Source organism: Variovorax gracilis, from assembly GCF_030317115.1.
Classification (GTDB): domain Bacteria; phylum Pseudomonadota; class Gammaproteobacteria; order Burkholderiales; family Burkholderiaceae_C; genus Variovorax; species Variovorax gracilis.
In genome coordinates, this window is the sequence record NZ_JASZYF010000020.1 from 37982 (window position 1) to 56954 (window position 18973).

Below are 18973 nucleotides of genomic sequence, written 5' to 3' on the forward strand. Positions count from 1 at the left end.
CCCCAGCGCCGAGAATTCCGGCTGCGCTGTCCAAGGCTTCGGGACGGTGCCTCGAGGCTAAGAGCGCTCCCTTCGGAGGGCGGAAGCCATTTCAGCAACGACACTGACAAATCAGCCATGGGTGCCGCACCACTGCCGAAGATCGCCATCGTTGCCACGCCGCTGAGCTCGGCCTCCGTGGTCTATGGCATGTACGAGCTATTCCGAAGCGCGGGCCGCGACTGGGACTGGCTGGTGCATGGCCGCGTGGGCGAGCCGCTGCTTGACCCGGTGATCGTGGCCGCACGGCCGGGCGTGGTCATCGGCTGCAACGAGCTACCCATCCGCATCGACATGGCCATGGCCGACTGCCCGGCGCCAGACGTGGTGTGCGTGCCCGAGTCGGTGCTGGTGCCGCACGAGCAGGAAGTCAAGGAGTTCAACGTCGAGGTGCAATGGCTGCGTCAGTGCCACGCGCGCGGCGCGTTGATCACCTCGGCATGCTCGGGCGCGATGCTGCTGGCGCAGGCCGGCCTGCTCGACGGCCACGAGGTCACCACCCACTGGGCCTACTGCGACGCCATGCGCCGGCGCCACCCCGCCGTGCGGGTGCAGCCGCAGCGGGCACTCATCGCCACCGGCGAGGGGCACCGACTGGTGATGGCCGGCGGCGGCAGCTCGTGGATGGACCTGGGCCTGTACATCATCGCCCGCTGCGTGGGCGTGGAGGCCGCCATGCAAGTGGCACGCGTGGTGCTCATCGACTGGCACGACATCGGCCAGCAACCGTTTGCGCGCGTGGCGCGCGCGGTGCAGCTGGAAGACGCCGTCATCGGCCGCTGCCAGAACTGGCTGGCCGATCACTATGCCGATCCGGCACCGGTAGCGGCGATGATCGAGCAGAGCGGGCTGCCGCAGCGTTCGTTCCAGCGCCGCTTCAAGGCAGCCACCGGCATGGGGCCGCTCGAGTACGTGCACACCCTGCGCATCGAGGAGGCGAAGCATCTGCTGGAGACCGGCGCGCTGCCGCTGGCCGCGGTGGCGCAAGAGGTTGGCTACGAGGACCCGGCCTACTTCAGCCGCCTGTTCCGCCGGCAGGTGAACATCAGCGCGGGGCAGTACCGGCGCCGCTTCGGCGGCATGCGTGCCGCGCTCACCGCGCATGACCCGATCGGCCTGGCCGCAGTGCCCGGAATCCGCGCTCCGACGCGGGTGGCTGCGACCGCCTAGAGCAGCTTGCTGCCAATGACGCGCATCGCGCTCGACCCTGTTCGCAGGAGGAATCGGTGGTCGAGCAAGCAGCGGGTGGGGGCGTTCGACCCTGCTCCAAGGGGGAACCCGGTTGCAATTCCACCGTGCGTTTGCTCGAATTCACATCAACCTGCCTAGTCGCTTCGACCGCCCCGTTCGGCAAGGAGGTGCGCGATGAAGACTCACCGCAGATGCCTCGTGATCGCAGCGTCTGCACTGCTGGCGATGCCGAGCGCCGCTTTCTCGCAAGTCCGCAAGGCATACCGCCTCGGCGTCCTGTCGATCGACGACAACCCGCGAGACACCATCTGGATCGAATTCGTGATGGAACTGGCGCGGTTCGGCTTTGTGGAAGGCCAGAATCTGACGGTGTTGCCTAGTTTCATTGGACGGGACGGCACCACGGCCGAGACAGCCGCTTCCAACCTTCTGCCCCTCCGGGTCGACGCCATCTACGTCGTCGCTGGAACAGCAGGCGTACAGGCAGCCATGCTGGCTACTTCCACCATCCCGATCGTGATGTTGACATCGTCAGATCCTGTTGGCGACGGCCTGGTGGCAAGCCTTCGTCAACCTGGCGGAAACGTCACTGGCAATGCGATCTTCGGACCGGAACTCCTTGCCAAGCGTCTTCAGATCCTCGTGGAGATCACCGACCGTCCTCGCCAGGTGGCTTTCTTGACTACGACGCGTTCTCCCTATGCATTCCGCCCCAGGAACCAGCAGTATCTGGCAGCGGCGGCGCAAAGACTGGGCACCTCGGCGCAGGTCTTTCGGATCGACTCGATCGATGAAATCGATTCAGTCATCGCGGAGATTGGACGACTCCGTCTGCCGGTGCTGGTCGACACAACGTCGCTCTTCTACATCCACGCCAAACGCCTTGGCGAACTCGTCGTGCAGCACCGTCTTCCGGCGATTGGGGATGGAAGACGTTATGCGGAGGCTGGATTCCTCGCGTCCTACGGGCAGGACTATCACGACCTGGCGCGCAAATGCGCCCGCTACGTTGCGAGGATCTTTCAGGGAGCCGATCCGAAGGAGCTGCCAGTGGAACTGGCTACAAAGTTCGAAATGTTTCTCAACCTCAGAACCGCAGCCACATTGGGCGTCACTGTCCCACGCAGCCTGATCCTGGGCGCTACCGCGGTCATCCGCTGAGGCCAAGCGATGAGGAGACAGCGGCGCAGGCTCAATGGACAGCGAGCGGCGGTGGAAAGAACGTGCGCGCTGCCACGTCGCCCTTGGGGCGATAGAACCGGAACGTCAGGCTGTACCCCAGGCCTTTGGGCGTCGGCAGCCAGTTGCCGTGCGGGGCCTCCTCGGGTTGCGCATCGGCGAAGTACAGCGTCAGCGACCCATCCGCGCCGTATTGCAGCTCGGATTCCTTGTTGAGAAGGTAGCGCTTCAGCGCGTTGGGCAGCACGCGTCGCTGGACCGAATCAACGGCGATCACCGACCAGAAGTGGGTTGCGTACTGGGCGGGCAACTGTTCCTTCGTGAAGTGCAACGTGTAGGCACGATCCCCCGACAGCGGTTCGCCCGCCGTGTCCGTGAAAGCCTTGAAGTAGATGACTTCCTCGGGGGTATTGGCCCAGATGCCGCCGTAGTTGACGAGCGTGCGCACCAGCCAGTCTGCGCCGTAGACACCCGATGTCGACGGCAGGGCCCAGGCGTTGCGAACCGTGCCGTGGCCGATGTTGGGCATCGCCTTCTTGATGTCGGCGAACGCCTTCGACCGGATCACCCCGTCGATCCGCTGGCGCTCGCCTGGCTGCCTGGCGGCCTTGGCAATCGCACGCGCGTCGGCCTGCAACGTGTCCATGCCCGGGTTGATGTCGGCTTCGCTGTCGAGCGCGAGTTCGGCCGAGTCAAATGCCTCGACGCCCGGCAGTGCATCCATCTCGAACATCGTCGTCTTCGGAACCGCAGGCAGCGCCGGTTGGCCCGTCGAGCGAATGTCGAACTGCTGCTGCAATGCGACCGCCTCATCCCAGTTCGCGCCGAGTTCGACGCGCGATAGCACACGCATGGCCCTGACCGGTACGTCCACGCGCTGCGCGTCGGCCGGTATCTCAACGCGGCTTCCCTTCAGGCACACCGCGAACTTTCCGTTCGGGTGCTGTGCGAATACGCGCTCATTGATGTTTGCGACAGTCTCTCCCCAGCCGTTGAGGAACTGAACCGTGTAGTAGCGGCCGGTGATCACCGGCACGGACACCAACGCGCAGCTCGTCTCGTCCACGGCGACCCAGGCCTCTGAATAGGCCACATCGAGATTCGGATTGGGCCAGGCAACCTCGCCCGGCTTGCGATGGATGAGCCGATTCCACTGAAAGCCTTCCTTGAAGTCCAACTGCTGCTGTCGAAGCACGAGCAGGCGGCTCAGGAGGTAGATGTAGGCATCGCTGATCCGCTGATCCGTCAGGGCCGGGTTGGTCGCCATCGCATTCTCCAATTGCAGCGCTCCTCACCTGCGGTCGAGCAGCGGTTTCATAGGCGCATAGGTAGCCTCGTCGAATCTTCGCCAGCCTTAGTGCCTCAGTCAACCAATGAGCTTCACTCTTTCACATCCAGTTGTTCGTCCAGCCAGTCCAGCACGCGTTGGTTGCGTAGCGAGCGATTTCCCATCTCGCAGTGGCCGCCCGCGCCCTCGGCAGCACTGAAGTGCAACAACTGCTTCGGGCAGCTCAATGCTTCGAAAAGCGCAGGCGCGGAATGCGCCAGCATGTCGCCTTCGGCGACGGTGACCAGCGTGGGACAGCGGATCGATTCCAGGCGTCCGTCCAGCGTGTAGCGCTCCACCTCGGCCAGATACTCGCGCAGGGAGCCCGACGCCCTCTTGCAATCCAGGCAGTACAGACCGCGATGAATGTGGGGTCGGTATCGAACTCGAACCTGACCGCGCCGCATGCGCACTGCGCTGTGTGCTTTTTCGCCATGCCATTACCCCTTCGCTGCTTGAAGGGGCTCGGTCCGAGACGAGAAGTGCTGCGCTTCTCGAGGTCAGCCCCGGGGACCTGGCTCCCTGGCCATCCGGAGCCAGAAGACGCAGCGAGTCTAGGGCGACCCACGCCATCGAGCGGTTAAATTCGGTCAAGCGGGGTAAGGCGCGGAACGTGCACAGGCACGGCGCCTAACTGTGTGGCGACAGGTCCCTCAGGTAGTCGACCATCGAATGGTGACGGTAGACCACCTCGCCGATCTCTTCGTAGCGGCAACTGCCGCTCTCGAACATCGGCGGTGGGGAGGGATCGCCCTGCAACTGGTCGAGCGTTTCCTGGGTGACCAGCAGGTATTCCGACTCTGGCACCGTGTTCTTCAGCAGTCGATGCGCAACGATGATGCTCTTGCCAATGAACTTCGAATGCCCCTTGACCTCCATGGTGCTGGCCGGGCCGCTGTGCGCAATGAACTTGAGCGTGAGCTTGTGCATGCCCGCGCAGGCACCGCATTGGCACACGCGCACCGCCTCGCGCTTCTTGAGGTGCCCATGGAAGTTCAGGAACATTTTCCTGGCCTGTGCCAGCAACTCATCGAGCGTGGGAAGCTCGCCCTTGCGATAGAAGAGAACCGCGTCACCTTCGAACTCCGACACTTCCAGGCCGATCTCGTTGGAGTCCACCAGCAACTCGAGGAGCTCGCTGACGATGTGCTGGCTGTGGCTGATCTCCGTTTCCGTCACGAACCTTGTGAAGCCACCAATGTCCGGAATGAAGAACAGCACATTGGGGGAACCAGGAGAATCGGCCATCGTTGCCTCCACCACTTGTCGCGCCGAAGAGCGCCGCGATCCTCAGCGTAGCGCAGATCCTTGCCCCTTTCCACGGATTCCCGCCTACGGCTGTGCGCGAGCCGCCTCGCGGGTCTGGGCGAAGGCACTGCGGCCCAGCCAGCGCCACAGATCGCGGGCATCACGTGCCGGGCCGATCACGCGCAGCTTGCGTTGGCGAACCATCTCTTCGGCGTCGCGGTCGCCGGTCCAGACCTCGGTCAGCGTCAGAACCGACGATTCGACGATGAGCGTCACGTCCTCACCCGGATCGTCGCGGCACAGGTTGGCGCTGCCATGGTCCACGACCAGCCACCATCGCCTTTCGCCCTCGGCCGCGTCGGTGAAGCGGAAGTGAACCACAATGCAACGCCCGGTCGGGCACTCGGCCAGACGCACGAAGCGGCGCATGTCCCACATCAGGAAGCCCGCGTCCAGCTGCCCGCGCTTGAGGCGACTGCCGATCCAGCGCGCACCCCAATGGCCGAGCGCCATCACGATCGGTCGCAGTTCCTCGCCGGCACCGGTCAGGTGGTATTCAGCCGACACACCCTTGCCCTGCACGCGTTTGACGACACCCACCTCCTCGAGCTTGCGCAGCCGTTGGGCCAGCAATGAACCCGACATTCGCGGAACACCGCGCCGAATGTCGTTGAAACGGGTGCTGCCGCACAGCAGTTCGCGCACGACCAGAGGAGTCCAGCGTTCGCAAAGCACCTCGGCGCCGCGTGCGACGGTGCAGAACTGGCCAAAGTCGATCATGGTGACGTCAATCTATCCCGTCAGCGGCGCCGGAGCTAGTGCAATTTCTGGACTGGAACATGCCGGCCCGCAGGACGATGCTTTGCGCATGCCAACCCTGTAGGGAGACTCACCATGAGCACCGTTCTGCAACCTTCCTTCGACGCTGCGGCCTTCAAGGTCACTACCCGCGCTCAGTGGCAAGCCGCTGCCGATGCTTGGCATCGCTGGGGCCCCTTCGTCGGGAACTGGCTTGGAGAGGCCACCGAAGTCATGTTCGATCTGGCCCGCATTGGCCCCGGCTGCCGCGTGCTCGACATCGCCGCGGGCGCCGGCGAGCAGTCGATCTCGGCGGCACGCCGCGTGGGCACGAAAGGGCATGTGCTCGCAACGGACATCGCGCCCGCGCTGCTCGAACGGGCGGCGGCAGACGCCAGGAAAGCGGGCCTTTCCAACCTGGAAACGCGCGAGATCGACGGCGAGGCGCTCGACGCGCTGCCTGCCGCATCCTTCGACGCAGCCATCAGCCGCGTCGGACTGATCTACTTTCCCGACCAACAGCGCGCGCTGGCAGGCATCTGCCGCGCGCCCGGGCGGCAGAGTCGCGGCCATCGTCTATTCGACGCCGGAAAACAATCCCTTCTTCTCGATTCCGGTCAGGATCATCCGCGAGCGGGCACAACTGCCTCCACCGCTGCCCGGACAGCCGGGCCCGTTCTCGCTCGGCGCGGAAGGCGTGCTCGAAGCGACGTTTGAAAAAGCGGGCCTGCGCGACATCGAGGTGCGCAGGGTGCCATCGCCCGTCAAGCTGCCGACCGCGGCCGAATGTGTGCGTTTCGAGCGTGAATCGTTTGGTGCGCTGCACCAAATGATGGTGGGGCTGAGCGATGCCGAAAGGGCTCAGGCCTGGAAAGCCATCGAAGAGGCGCTGAGCCGGTTTGAAACCGTTGACGGTTTTGTCGGTCCATGTGAAATGCTGGTCGGCGTGGGCGTCGTCCAACGCGCATAGGCGCTGCGCCCGGGTCGATGCGCCCCCTCTGACTCTGCCCGTCACGGCGAGCGCCGAAGGAAATCATCGATGCGAGCTGGTTCAGCCTTCCCTCGGTGGGAGGATGTTGGCCGCCAAGTAGGCCGCGTCCTCGTCTGCGCCGAACAGGAAGCCCGACTTCCACTTGTGCAGCCAGGGCAGGCCCAGGAAGTACAGACCGGCTTCGCTGGTCACTCCGCGCTGGTGCACGGGAGCCCTCTTCGATTCGGGTGACGGGCCGAAGACGGGCAGATCGATCCAGCTGAAGTCTGCGTGCGCTCCATTGGCCCAGATCACCGTGTCGATCCCTTCGCGAGCGAGATCGAGGGTACGGATCGGCGTCTGAAGCTCCGGAGGATCGGGCAACGGGTCGGGAGATGGCTCCGGCGGAGGCAGATCCAAGTGCTGCGCGCGAACCGCCTCCTCGCATCGGCGGGTGAAGTCCTTCAGCGATTCGTCGCCGTGAGCCATGCTGGAGGCAAGATCGTCCGCAATGGCGATCTTGCCGTTCTCGGCGCCGACTACGCGCCCGGTCAGCACGATTCCTTCAGCCGCCAGGCGGCGCAGGTCGATGTCGTACCCGCCATCCACACCGGTCATCAAACGAGACAGTCGAGCGCCCGTCCACTCGCCAAGCGTTGAATCGGCGGAACCCGTTGCGATCAGCCACCATATGCAATCCCTTCCGCGATAGCGACGCTGGATTCGCTCGTGCGAGCTGACCGAAAGGAAAACGCGGCGTTGGGCGCGGCGAAGTTCCTCGGCAATCTGCACGCCGGAGTTCCCACTGCCGACCACGAGGACAGCGCCGGCGGGCAGCTGGGTGGGGTTGCGGTACTGGGTCGAGTGGAGCTGGAACACGCTAGCGCCAAGCGGAGGTGGCGCGCGCGGAACCTGGTATGGGCCCGTCGCCACGACGACGTTCTGTGCCAGGTAGAGGGTGCCGTCGGTCTGTACCTGCAGCATGCGCGACCCCGGCCTGCGCGTGACCGAGAGCGCTGCGCTCTGGGTGCGCATGGGAGCGCGAATGGTCGCCGCATAGCGCTCGATGTAGTCGGTCACCTCGCGCAGGGGTGCAAAGGCATCGGGGTCGGCTTGCGGGTCGGCCGTCATGCGGGACCAACCCGGGAGATTCATGTTCCAGTTGGGAGACTGGAAGTGCAACGAATCCCAGCGCTCGCTGCGCCAGCGTTCCGCCACTTCTCCGCGCTCGAGCACGAGATGCTCGCCGCCCAGTCGACCCAGGTGGTAGCTCATCGCCAGGCCTGCCTGACCACCGCCGATCACGATGGTTTCGACGCGCTCAGTCGACATGGCACAGCCCGCCTACCCCTGCGCAAACCGTGATTGCAGACGCTGTCAATTTGGCCTCACCTCTTTCGGAACTCCTCGACGGGACCTCGGCGTGCTCACGAAGGCAACGGACGCCATCATCCTGCCAAGCCGCACGGGTGCGCAAGTGGCGGCCTTCCGCCGCGCTTGGGGAGCTTGCAGACGGCCTCGCTCGGAATGACGGCTTCCACGGGCGGACGGACGTGCAACCCTAGGCGTGGAGCAGGTGGGACTGCACGCTGCGGCGCGGCGCGGGACCCACAGCGGGTCCGTGGCCCAGCCGCGCCCACATCTGGATCGTCTGGCCCGGTTGCTGCGCGCCCAGCAACTGGTGGATCTGTGCGCGCATCTGCTTCTGCTCCGGATACTCCTGCAGCGCCTGTTGCAGCGGGTGCATCGCCAAGTCATGCGCCGTGGCGGCCAGCTGCGCGCGCACGTAGGCCCGGCCCGCGAGCAGCTGAGTGACGCGCTCGTTGTCGGCCGTCGCCATCCAGAAGAACGCCGGCGTCGAATCGATGGCTGCGTTGAAACGCTTGATCTGGCCCTGGATGGCGTGGCTGTCGGGTGCCGAGGCTTTCGTTCGGTCGAACAAGCCCATGGTCGTGAGCAAGCGCACCATCGGGTCGTTCAGCGAGAGCCCGTCGCGATGCTGCGCGATCTCTTTCGGCCCCACGCGCAGCACCTTGTACGACTCCAGCAGCGTGCGCGGCGTGCTCAGTTCGATGCTCCACGCTTGCTTGGCGATTTCGCGGTGGACGTTCAGTGCGGCAGCCTGCGACGGCTCGGTCAAGCCCACCGTCACCGGAAATCCCGTCACCGCGTCACGAATCGCCTGCAGCGCCTGCGCGCTGGGCGGACGCATCTCGTAGGGCGAACGGTTCGTGCGGCGCCGGAACACGTGGGCGAACAGCGGGTCGGGAAGCACGGCCGCGTCTTCCAGCAGATGGATGCGCGCGGTGGGCCGTTGATCAGGGCCCTTGCGATCGAAGGCCCCGAGCGGAAAGAGCTGCATCTCGGCGCGGTAGCCGCGTTGCCGCGCCGCCTGGTCCAGCAGCTCCAGAAAGGTGCCCTGGCTCATGACCAGCTGGCGCGAGAACGGGTCGGTTTCAGGCAGAAGCCGCTCCAGATCCATATGGAGTGTGATCACGTCGGGTTCACGCAAGTCGACCAGCCAAGACTGCAGGTTGTGCGAATGCGGCGCCAGGATGGCATGCGCCAGGACCCAGTGCCGCAGGTCGGCTTCGGCGCCCGGTCCTTGCCAAGCGACCACAGCGTCGGCCGGCAGCGCGTCGCTGCACGCCGTCATGGCGGCGGTGGCCGCCGCGATCACCCCACCGCCGATCATTCGCAAGGCATTGCGCCGCTGGATCTGCATGAGAGTTCTCCTGTCGTTGATGACCAGCATTGTGGAAGTCGCTGCGCAACAGCACAATTCACGAACGTTGAGATCAGATATGCATTAATGAATATTCCAAGCTTTGATTGGTCGCTGGTGCGCGCGTTTCTGGCGGCCATGGACCACGGCAGCCTGCTGGCGGCTGCGCGAGCCATCGGCGCCAGCCAGCCGACGCTGGGCCGCCACATCGCAGAGCTGGAGCGCCAGCTCGCCGTCGGGCTGTTCGAGCGTACCGGCCGCGGCCTGGTGCCCACCGAGCAGGCGTTGCGGCTCGCCGAGACGGCGCGCGCAATGGAAGGCAGCGCCGCCACGCTATGGCGGCTGGCTCAGGGCGCAGAAGAAGGCGCGAAGGGCACCGTGCGACTCAGCGCCAGCCAGCCTGTGGCCTGTGTGCTGCTGCCGCCGCTGCTTGCGCGCATGCGGGAGGCGCTGCCCGATGTGACGGTGGAACTGGTGGTCAGCAATGCCGTCAGCAACCTGCTTCGGCGCGAGGCCGACATCGCCTTGCGCATGGTGAGCCCGCAGCAGGCCTCGCTGGTCACACGGCGCATCGCGCAGGTGACCATCAGCGCCTGTGCGCACCGCAACTACCTGCGGCGCAACGGCAAGCCGCAACGCCCGGAAGACCTCGGCACCCACTTGTTGGTGGGCGGTGACCAGGAAAACGATGTGCGTCAACATGCCGCGGCAATGGGCATCGCGCCGGACACGTTGCGTTTCGGCCTGCGCAGCGACGACCTGATGGCGCAATGGGCCGCTGTGCGCGCTGGCCTGGGCGTTGGCTTCATCAGCGAATACGTGATGCGCACCGACCCCCAGGTGCAGCCCCTGCTGCCGACGCTGAAGCTGCCGCGCTTCCCCATCTGGCTCACCGTGCACCGTGAGATCCGAACCAGTCCGCGCATACGAGCGGTGTACGATTTTCTGGCCGAGCAGGTGCCCTCTGCCTTGTCTGCGCAGGCCTTGTGACGGACCTCTTGCGTCGGACGCTGTTGATCATGCACCGCACTTTCTGGAGAAAATGCACGCGATCGAACCTGAAGGCGAAAGGACCAGGATGTCGGCCGACACATGGTGGAAGAACGGGATCGTCTATCAGATCTACCCGCGCTCGTTCCAGGACAGCAACGGCGATGGCATTGGCGACCTCGATGGAATCCGTGCGCGGCTCGACTATCTCGTCTCGCTCGGCATTGACGCGGTGTGGATTTCGCCGATCTATCCCTCGCCGATGGCGGACTTCGGATACGACATTTCAGACTTTTGCGACATCGACCCGCGCTTCGGCACGCTGGATGGCTTCGATGCCCTGGTCGGCGATGCCCATTCGCGGGGGCTCAGGGTCATCCTGGACTTCGTGCCGAACCATACGTCCGACCGGCATCCGTGGTTCGTGCAGAGCCGCAGCGCGCGCAGTGACCGGCGGCGCAACTGGTACCTGTGGCGCGACCCGGCGCCAGATGGCGGGCCGCCCAACAACTGGGTCAGCAACTTCGGCGGCCCGGCCTGGACCCTCGATCCGTCGACCGGCCAGTACTACGGCCACTCGTTCCTGAAGGAGCAGCCCGACCTCAACTGGCGCAACCCCGAGGTGCGAGCCGCGATGTACGAGGTGCTGCGCTTCTGGCTTCGGCGCGGCGTCGACGGTTTCCGTGTCGACGTTCTCTCTCAAATCATCAAGGACGCACAGTTTCGAGACAACCCGCCGAACCCGGACTTCGTCGAGGGCCAGGACCCGTTCCACCGCTGGTTGATGCTCTACAACACGGACCTTCCGGAGGTGCAGCAGATCGTGGCCGAGATGCGTCGCGTGGTCGATGCATTCAGCGACACGCACTCGTCGCGCGTGCTGATCGGCGAGCTCTACCTGCCGTTCGCGCGCCTGGTCGCCTACTACGGCCTCAACGCCCAGGGCGCACTCGAAGGCGTGCAGTTGCCCTTCAACTTCCAGCTGATCGCGACCGAGTGGCAGGCGGCGCGCATCGACCGTCTGGTGCGCGACTACGAAGCCGCCTTGCCCCCGGGTGCCGCGCCGAACTGGGTGCTGGGCAATCACGACAAGCCCCGCATCGCGAGCCGCGTCGGGCAGCAGATGGCGCGGATCGCGGCCATGCTGCTGCTCACGCTGCGCGGCACGCCGACGCTCTACTACGGCGACGAGATCGGCATGACGGACGTCCCCATCCCTGCCGACGAAGTCCAGGACCCGTTCGAGAAGAACAAACCCGGCATGGGCCTGGGTCGCGACCCGGAGCGAACGCCCATGCAGTGGAGCGCCGCAGCCAGCGCAGGCTTCACGACGGGAACTCCGTGGCTGCGCCTGGCGGCCGACTGGCGCACGCACAACGTGGAAGCGCAGTCACACGACGAAGCAGGGTCGATGCTGGCGCTCTACCGGCACCTCATCGCGTTGCGCCGCGCGCAGCCTGCGCTGAACCGGGGCAGCTATGAGGCACTTGCAGCCGAGGACGAGGTGCTCGCCTATGCGCGCAACGGCGAAGGACAGCGACTGGTGGTTCTCTTGAACTTCGGCGCCGCCTCGGCGCCGATGTCGCCGGCGTTGCTGCCGCGCCAGCCGATCGTACTGGCATCGACCGATCCTGCCCGCGCCGAATTCATCAAGGGACCCCTGGTGCTGGCGCCTTACGAGGGCGTCGTCATTGGCGCCGTGGTCGACAAGGCTGCGACGATGCGATGAGCAATCGCCGCCTCAAGGCTTGCCGGTCGCAATCTCGACGTAGCTGTGAGCATGCCAGCGCACGCGCACAGGCCATCTTGCGTCGGCAATGGTTTCCGAGTTCACGTCCTTGCCGCTGCCGTAGTTGATCTGCCGGTCGGGGCGCCTGTTGAGGCCGATCAGCAGCACGATGCGGCTGCCCATCGCCAGCTTGCAAGCGGTCACGCGCTCGGCGGTGAACGCAAGCACCTGACGCTCGCCGGCCCGAAGAAGCCGGCGTCGCACGCGATGGCCGGCGTAGCTGGCGCGGAAGTCGTAGGGCTCGAACAGCAGTTGGTATTCGCCGCTCTCCGTCTGCTCGTACAGCGAGATGTTGAAATCCACGTCCTGCCGCGAGGGCGTGATGTCGAACACGCCGCGCAGGCTGCCGTCGATCTCCGTGTCCTCCGACAGCGGTTCGCTGACGAAGCTGATGCTGTTGCGCGTCGGGAGTTGCTTCACGCGCAGCGCGTTCGACCATGGGATGCGAACGTCGCGTCGATCGGCAAGATCGACCGAGAGTTGCGCCCTGCCACCGCCTTCGGAGGGCGACGACGACAGGCGGTGCGGGTCCTCGCGCTCGCGGGTGTCGAGGTACAGGCGCAGCCGGGCGCGCTCCGGCGAGTCCAGCGTCGGCACATGGCGCCACAGGTCCGCGCCCATTACCTGGTAGTTGACGCGATCCAACAGGAGAGCAGGCTTGTTCGCGCCCTTCAGGATGTGGTCGAGCCATTGGTAGCGCAGCTCGGGGAGGTCGACGCGTGCGACGGCGTCCAGCGAGTAGCCGCGCAGCGTTGCCTCCGTGCCGAGCCGGATCGAGGTCGCGTCGTAGGGGCCGAGCAGCAGCGTCGTGTCGGCCTGCGGTCGGTTGCGACGATGCTCGTGGTGGAAGTACAGCGCGCCGGCGTCGGCGCCGTAGTAGCCGGCGAAACTGAGCACCGGGATGTCGATCCGCGCAAACTGCTCCGCCGAGGGCAAGAACTTCTGCCAGTAGCGATCGTGACTCGGATGCGTCAGCCAGGTTCGGATCAGCCTGCTCCGCCTGCCCAGCAGGACCCGGTCCACGTCCCAGTAGGGGCGATCGCCGCGATACCAGCGCGCGTCGAGTGCCTGCCATATCGTGTCCGGATCGGCGTCAGCGTCGACGTCGGCCCGCAGGGGCTCGACCGTCGCGTGCTCCTGCGCCCAGCGCACCATGGCGTTGCGGAAGATCTGCCCCGCCATCGGGAAGTCGATGCCCGGCGCCATCGGCGCGATCGTGGCGATGGCCTTGAGCGCCGCCGGTCTCCTGCGGGCGGCCGCCCACGCGGCGTAGCCGGAGTAGCCGTCGCCGAGCATGGCCACGCGGCCGTCGCTCCACGGCTGCTGGACAATCCAGTCAATGACGGCCACGGCGTCCTCGCCGTCGCGAACGAACGGCCACACGGCGCCTTTTCCGTCGGGCGTGCGTCCGCGCACGTACGCCGTGACGCCGACGTAGCCTTTCACGGCGCTGCGCTGCGCGTCGTCCTCGGCGGGATCGAGCGTGAAGCGCAGCAGCGTCGGCAGGGCCCCATTCGCGCCGACGGGACGAACCAGGCCGGCATGGATGACGCCCGCGCGCACGGGAATCCGGACATCGGCCTGCGCCACGTAGCGGCTGCGGTTTTCCGCCGCGAACAATTCGGGCAGCAGCGCACCGACGCTGCGACGCGAATCGTACGAAAGCCAGGTGCGCACGAGAGCCACAGCATCGGCCTCCGGGAGGCTGCCCTTCGCGCGCCAGAGATCGAACGCTTGGCGCAGCGGCTCCCTGTACACGGCCAGCGGGGTCTCGAGCCGCGTCATGATGACCTGGGCTTGCGCATTGTCGAGCGGCGATACCAGTTCCTGGAACGAGCGCGCGTAGGCTTCGGCGAAGCCGAGGCGCTCGTCCGCTTCGAGCACGCGCGCACGCGCATAGATGCCGTCGAGGATCGCGCGCTCCACCAGGTCGTCGAACGGCTTTCCCTGGCGCCGGCTGCGCAGGGACCTGCTGCTGTCGTAGGCCGCACGGTAGGCGCCGGTCACGATCTGCAGAGCAGTCACGTTGGCCAGGAAGACTTCGGTGTTCGCCTCCTGGTAGACCGGCAAGATGCGCTGCGCCAGATCTCGCATCAGGTCCGCGGCAGTGGCATCGTCAGGATCGCGCGGTGGCCGGAAGCCGAAATTCCCTGCCCAGGCCCAGGCTGGCAGCGCGAGAATCAGCCGTACGAGGGCGCGACGCGCACGACGAGAGGTTGACACAGGCTGTCTCATGGTCGCGGCTCCTCGGGCACGGCGTTCGGCGCTTTGACCAGATGCACGACCTGCGTGAACAGCCGGTCGTGCGCCTCTCCGGCCGAGCCGATATGGACGATGCCCGTGTGCGCGAGCTTGTCCAGCACGTCGATGATCACTTCGAGCGTGTCGTCGTCGAACGCGCCGAAGGCGTCGTCCATGACCAGCCAGGGCGGCGCCTGCAACACCACGCGGGCGAAGCCCAGCCGCAGCTGCTCGTCCATGCTGAGCTCGCGCTCCCATCGACCCGTCTTGTGCAGCAATTGCTCGAGGCGCTGCAGGCCCACACTCGCCAGCGCGGCCACCATGGCTTCTCTCGGATAGCTGGACGGCTCCATCGCATACGACAGCACCTCGGCCAGTGTGCCGCGCGGCAGGTAGGGCGTGCCGCGCGGCATGTAGTGGATCGTCTCGCCGCGGGGCCGGCGCACGGTGCCGGAACCCCAGGGCCAGAGGCCCGCGAGCGCCCGGAACAGCAAGGTCTTCTCGGTGCCCGGCGTGCCGAGGATCAACAGGCGCTCACCGGGGTGCACGACGAGGTCCGGAGCGTCCAGCCGGTCGTGACCGGTCCAGGCGCGCACCTCGAGCGCTTCGATCGAGAGGGTTCCGGCTTCGCTCTCCTCGTAGGCGATGCGGCTGCCGCCCGCTTGTGCCTCCAGATCGGACGCCAGCATCCGGCGCAGATCGGCGACACGCAGGAGCGTGGCGCGCCAGTCGGCAATGATGCTGAAGTTGTCGACGAACCAGCGCAGCGACGACTGCGCCTGCGTGAAGGCGGCGGCGGCCATCATCAAGCCGCCGAATGAAACCTTCCCCGAGAAGTACAGGGGTGCGGCCACCAGCGTCGGCGCGATGATGGTGACCCAGCCGAAGCCCGCCGTGACCCAGGTCAGGTTGGTCAGCCCGAGCACCACGCGCGATGTGGCGTGCAAGACGTCGCCGAAATGCATGGCGACGCGACGCTTCTCGTCGGCCTCGCCACCGGCCAGGGAGATGCCGTCGAGATGCTCGTTGATGCGGGTCAGCGAGAAGCGCAGTTCGCCTTCGCGCGCGTAGCGCTCGGCGTTGCGCAGGATCAGGCCGTTGCCGACCCAGTAGGTCATCAGCGAGCCAACGATCGCATAGACAATCGCCGCCCATAGCATGAAGCCCGGCAAGACATGGTCCTGTCCGTCGTAGAAGATGCTGAAGTCCTTGGAGAGGACCCACAGCACGCTCGCGAAGCTGCCGAACAGAATCGCTGCCTGCAGCAGGCCCACGCCGAGGGCGACCGACAGATCGCACAGCTTCAGCGTGTCTTCGTGCATGCGCTGATCCGGGTGGGCGCCCATGGGGCCGCTGGCCTGAAGCCAGAACGCCCGGCGCGGGTGCAGCCACAGTCCCACGAGGTCATTGACCACGGCTTCGCGCAACTTCAGCTGCAAGGTTTCGCCCAGCCACCTCTGCGCGACATTCAAGACCAGCAGCACGCCCGCAATCACCGCGAAGACGCCGACCTGTACGATGAAGTCGCTCAGGTCGCGACGCGAGATCGCGTCGTAGAAGGGCTTGTTCCAGCTATTGAGCTCGAGCTGTCCATACGCCGTGAGCGCGATGACCACGACGATCCCGCCCATCAGCGCGACCAGCGTCTTGCCGACCGGCGACACTCGCAAGGCGCCGAGCAGCTCGCGGACCTGACGGAAGACGCCGGTCCTTGCAGCCGGCTCGACATCGTTCTGCGACGTTGCGCTCATTGCCGCAGCGGCCCCTGACAAGCGGCGGCCGCGATTCGGCGCGCCGAGACACACGAAATGAACGCGGCGTGGCTCCAGGCCAGTTGCTTCGCCGAGGTCTGCGCGCCGCTGCGCTGATCGAACTGCTCCGACAGATCGCCACTGGCCGGCGTGTACGCGCGTACGGTGGCCAGGTAGGCGTCGCCGCGCTCAAGCCACCAGGGTGCATCGCCGCCCAGCGCCGCGACACGGAAGCAGAACTCGGCGGCGCCGAGCGTCGAGAAGTAGTACGCGCCGCCCGAGTAGTACACGTCGCCGGCATAGCGGCCCATCGCAGGGCCACGGCCGGCCGCGCGGCCGTGGTTGATCGGATAGGCCGCATCGAACAGCGCATCGAGTCGCGCCAGCGTGGCCTGCATGCGTGGATCGGCCGGGCCATGCGCGGCCTCTGCGCCGAGGCTATGGATCGCAGACAGGATCACCGCGATGTCCAGCGCCTTCGAACTGGGCTGGTCATCCGGCAGCCTGCGCGAACGGTAGTAGCCGTGCGTCGCGTCGCGATCGCCTGTCCGTTCGTCGACCCAGAAGTCGTTGAGCCGGCTGAGCACGGCCTGCGACTCTTCTCTGCAGCGCTGCGCCTGCGCCGGGTCACCCTCGCCATGCAGCCATGCCGCGCTTTCGGCCAGCGCGGCCGCCGAGACGCGCAGCGTGTAGTAATGGTGGCCGCTTTCCTCCTCCCAGATGTCGAACGACGGCTCGCGCCAGTGATGCAGCGTGAAGTCGATGTCGAAGCGGATCAAGGCGTTGACCTCCGCCAACAGGGGCGCGTCGAGGCGCCCGCCGGCCACCCAACGCAGAAGCGCCAGGGCGCGCAATGGCGGGCCGTCGTGCTGGGGGCGCGACCACCGTGCGACGTCGAGCGTCCCGTCGGGGTTCACCCGCGTCTCGGCGGCGACGGCCTCGCCGTGGGCGCTTGCGAGGTCAGAGTCCTCACGCAGGTATTGCAGGAATTCGGGGGCCACGCGCGCTCTGCGGTCCGGCACCGCGGCCATCGCGCGGCCGTCGAGTCGGTTCAGATCAAGGCTGAAGCGAGTGAAGTCGCGCAGATGCTGCAGGGCTTCGTCGCCGACGCGTCGGTCGACGTAGAGCAGGCGCAGTGCATCGATGACGACGGCCGAGTCGCGGAACCAGTGAAAGAAGTAGTCCGGGTCCGGGTCGTAGCCGCCCAGTACGGGCGAGGCGACGATGGCGCCGGCGATCGGGTGCACCGTCTGACCGAAGCCTGGGCGATGCTTGACAATCGACACCGGCGAGATGCTGGACAGCATCGCGCTCGCCGAATGGCACAGCTGTCCCTCGAGCCAGGACTCGAACTCCGGGTCTTGCTGGCGCGTCACGCTGAAGGTCACGGTGCAGGTGGCCCGAGATGCGGGCTGCTGAAATCGAGGGCACGCAGCCCGGCCTGCACTTCAGGCACGCTCATGAACAGCTTCCAGAGAAGGCCCGTCCGATGGTTCTCCATCATCACGACGATCGGGCCCTGGTCGATGGCAAGAAAGGTCTCTGCGAACCAGCCGCGCTGCTCGCAGAACGCATCGACGAAACCGTAGTCCCTCCACAGTCGCTCGCCATGCACCGTGAGGAAATGCCGCACCACCCGCATCACCTCGTCGGGCGCATACGGCAGGCTGGCCAGCGCGGCCGTCGGCGAGATGGTGCCGTTGTCGACGTCCGGCGCGTGCGCGAGGTAGCCGTCGGGGTCGTCGCTGGCGGTCAGGCCCCAGCACGATTCGCCGTAGCCACGGTGGCCGTTGGGATTGGCGACGCAATGCGCGCGGTTGATCCGCAAGTGGCGGCAGTTGAGATCCCAGTAGTCGGCGTAGCGATCCTTCAGGCCGTGCGGATCGAGGCCGCAGAACGAGTAGTGCGTGAAGAACAGCGGGCCGCCGTACGGCATGCCCAGCGGCAACTCGATGCCGTAGTACGACCGGCCGTTGACAAAGCCGCGCCCTGCCGCGTAGCCGCGGTGGTAGACCCGCGGATCGATCGCATGGCGCGGCGCGGCCGCGGCCAGCAGGTAGGTGATGAGGCACTCGTCCCAGCCGCGCACTTCATGGTTCATCGCCCAGCCATGGTTCGGGCTCCAGTGCCAAAAGAGGACGTCCCGTCCGCCCTGGGTGAACCAGTTCCATTCGACGTCGTGCCACAGCGTGGTGATATGGCTTCGCAGCCGGCGCTCCGACGCCGTGTCCTCGCTGAAGTACTGGCGCGCGCACAGCAAGCCCATGACGAGAAACGAAGTCTCGACCAGATCGCCCGCATCGTCCTTGGGGCTCATCGGGATCGTCGCGCCGCTGGCGCCGTCCATGAAGTGCGGGAAAGCGCCGTGGTATCGCCTGGCGCGGAGCAAGGCGTCGAGCATGCGCTGCAGGCGATCCAGGGCTGCGTCTCGCGTGACCCAGCCGCGCTCGACCGCAACGATCAAGGCCATGACGCCGAAGCCCGAGCCGCCGATCGCGACCCTGTCGTCGGCCCTGTCTTCGCCTGTGAGGCCGACGAGCGTGCGGCGGTCGAGCGCCAGGCCGCTGGCTGCGTCCGCACCGTCCCAGAAATAGCGGAAGGTCTGGCGCTGCACGGCCTCGATCAAGGCTTCATCGGGCAGGGCCGCCAGTGCCCTCGGGGTCCTGTCATCTTTCAACACGAGCGGCTCCCGTTGTCGTAGTCGGGTGTGTCACGTTTGGTTTCA

Annotated in this window: 16 protein-coding genes; 6 read left to right on the top strand and 10 right to left on the bottom strand. The window is 66.2% G+C overall.

All coding sequences use genetic code 11. The features are described from left to right. The first annotated feature begins 117 nt into the window (after positions 1-117). Positions 118-1209, top strand: coding sequence for a GlxA family transcriptional regulator (locus tag QTH97_RS26665; RefSeq protein ID WP_286571536.1), 1092 nt, complete (start codon positions 118-120; stop codon positions 1207-1209). Positions 1210-1404: 195 nt separating this feature from the next. Further along, entirely contained in the window at positions 1405-2391 is a 987-nt protein-coding gene (locus QTH97_RS26670; protein WP_286571537.1) for an ABC transporter substrate-binding protein, read from the top strand. A 31-nt stretch (positions 2392-2422) separates the two neighbouring features. Here QTH97_RS26670 and QTH97_RS26675 read toward each other — a convergent pair whose 3' ends face one another. From QTH97_RS26675 to QTH97_RS26690, 4 genes are all read right to left on the bottom strand, one after another. Continuing rightward, the gene (locus QTH97_RS26675) at positions 2423-3676 is read right to left on the bottom strand and encodes a DUF1214 domain-containing protein (RefSeq protein WP_286571538.1); all 1254 of its coding nucleotides are present in this window, start codon (positions 3674-3676) and stop codon (positions 2423-2425) included. A 113-nt stretch (positions 3677-3789) separates the two neighbouring features. Next, positions 3790-4143, bottom strand: coding sequence for a hypothetical protein (locus tag QTH97_RS26680; RefSeq protein WP_286571539.1), 354 nt, complete (start codon positions 4141-4143; stop codon positions 3790-3792). A gap of 223 nt (positions 4144-4366) precedes the next feature. Then, positions 4367-4984, bottom strand: a complete 618-nt coding sequence (locus QTH97_RS26685) for a DUF2652 domain-containing protein (RefSeq protein ID WP_286571540.1) — start codon at positions 4982-4984, stop codon at positions 4367-4369. Between the two features lie 84 nt (positions 4985-5068). After that, entirely contained in the window at positions 5069-5764 is a 696-nt protein-coding gene (locus tag QTH97_RS26690) for a winged helix-turn-helix transcriptional regulator (protein ID WP_286571541.1), read from the bottom strand. Between the two features lie 252 nt (positions 5765-6016). On the opposite strand from QTH97_RS26690, the gene QTH97_RS26695 reads away from it, so the two are divergent. Beyond that, a complete protein-coding gene (locus tag QTH97_RS26695) occupies positions 6017-6499 on the top strand; it encodes a class I SAM-dependent methyltransferase (RefSeq protein ID WP_286571542.1) in 483 nt (160 codons plus the stop codon). Next, positions 6480-6752, top strand: coding sequence for a hypothetical protein (locus QTH97_RS26700; protein WP_286571544.1), 273 nt, complete (start codon positions 6480-6482; stop codon positions 6750-6752). Before QTH97_RS26695 ends, QTH97_RS26700 begins: the two co-directional genes overlap by 20 nt. 81 nt (positions 6753-6833) lie before the next feature. Here QTH97_RS26700 and QTH97_RS26705 read toward each other — a convergent pair whose 3' ends face one another. Both QTH97_RS26705 and QTH97_RS26710 read right to left on the bottom strand, forming a co-directional pair. After that, entirely contained in the window at positions 6834-8084 is a 1251-nt protein-coding gene (locus QTH97_RS26705) for an NAD(P)-binding domain-containing protein (protein ID WP_286571545.1), read from the bottom strand. A 229-nt stretch (positions 8085-8313) separates the two neighbouring features. Beyond that, positions 8314-9477: an Acg family FMN-binding oxidoreductase gene (locus tag QTH97_RS26710; RefSeq protein ID WP_286571546.1), complete on the bottom strand. Its 1164-nt coding sequence runs from the start codon at positions 9475-9477 to the stop codon at positions 8314-8316. Between the two features lie 87 nt (positions 9478-9564). On the opposite strand from QTH97_RS26710, the gene QTH97_RS26715 reads away from it, so the two are divergent. Beyond that, positions 9565-10467, top strand: coding sequence for a LysR family transcriptional regulator (locus QTH97_RS26715; protein ID WP_286571547.1), 903 nt, complete (start codon positions 9565-9567; stop codon positions 10465-10467). An 88-nt stretch (positions 10468-10555) separates the two neighbouring features. Then, positions 10556-12196, top strand: a complete 1641-nt coding sequence (locus QTH97_RS26720) for an alpha-amylase family glycosyl hydrolase (RefSeq protein ID WP_286571548.1) — start codon at positions 10556-10558, stop codon at positions 12194-12196. 12 nt (positions 12197-12208) lie between these two features. On the opposite strand, the gene QTH97_RS26725 is transcribed toward QTH97_RS26720, so the two are convergent. Genes QTH97_RS26725 through QTH97_RS26740 form a run of 4 tightly spaced genes read right to left on the bottom strand, consistent with a single transcriptional unit; the run spans position 12209 to position 18928 of the window. Next, on the bottom strand, positions 12209-14479 hold the full coding sequence (locus QTH97_RS26725) for a CocE/NonD family hydrolase (RefSeq protein WP_286571549.1): 2271 nt from the start codon (positions 14477-14479) through the stop codon (positions 12209-12211). An 8-nt stretch (positions 14480-14487) separates the two neighbouring features. Further along, positions 14488-16248, bottom strand: a complete 1761-nt coding sequence (locus QTH97_RS26730) for an ABC transporter ATP-binding protein/permease (RefSeq protein WP_286571550.1) — start codon at positions 16246-16248, stop codon at positions 14488-14490. Continuing rightward, the gene (locus QTH97_RS26735) at positions 16245-17624 is read right to left on the bottom strand and encodes a glycoside hydrolase family 15 protein (RefSeq protein ID WP_286571551.1); all 1380 of its coding nucleotides are present in this window, start codon (positions 17622-17624) and stop codon (positions 16245-16247) included. Before QTH97_RS26735 ends, QTH97_RS26730 begins: the two co-directional genes overlap by 4 nt. A gap of 8 nt (positions 17625-17632) precedes the next feature. Next, entirely contained in the window at positions 17633-18928 is a 1296-nt protein-coding gene (locus QTH97_RS26740; protein WP_286571552.1) for a glucoamylase family protein, read from the bottom strand. Between the last annotated feature and the right edge of the window lie 45 nt (positions 18929-18973).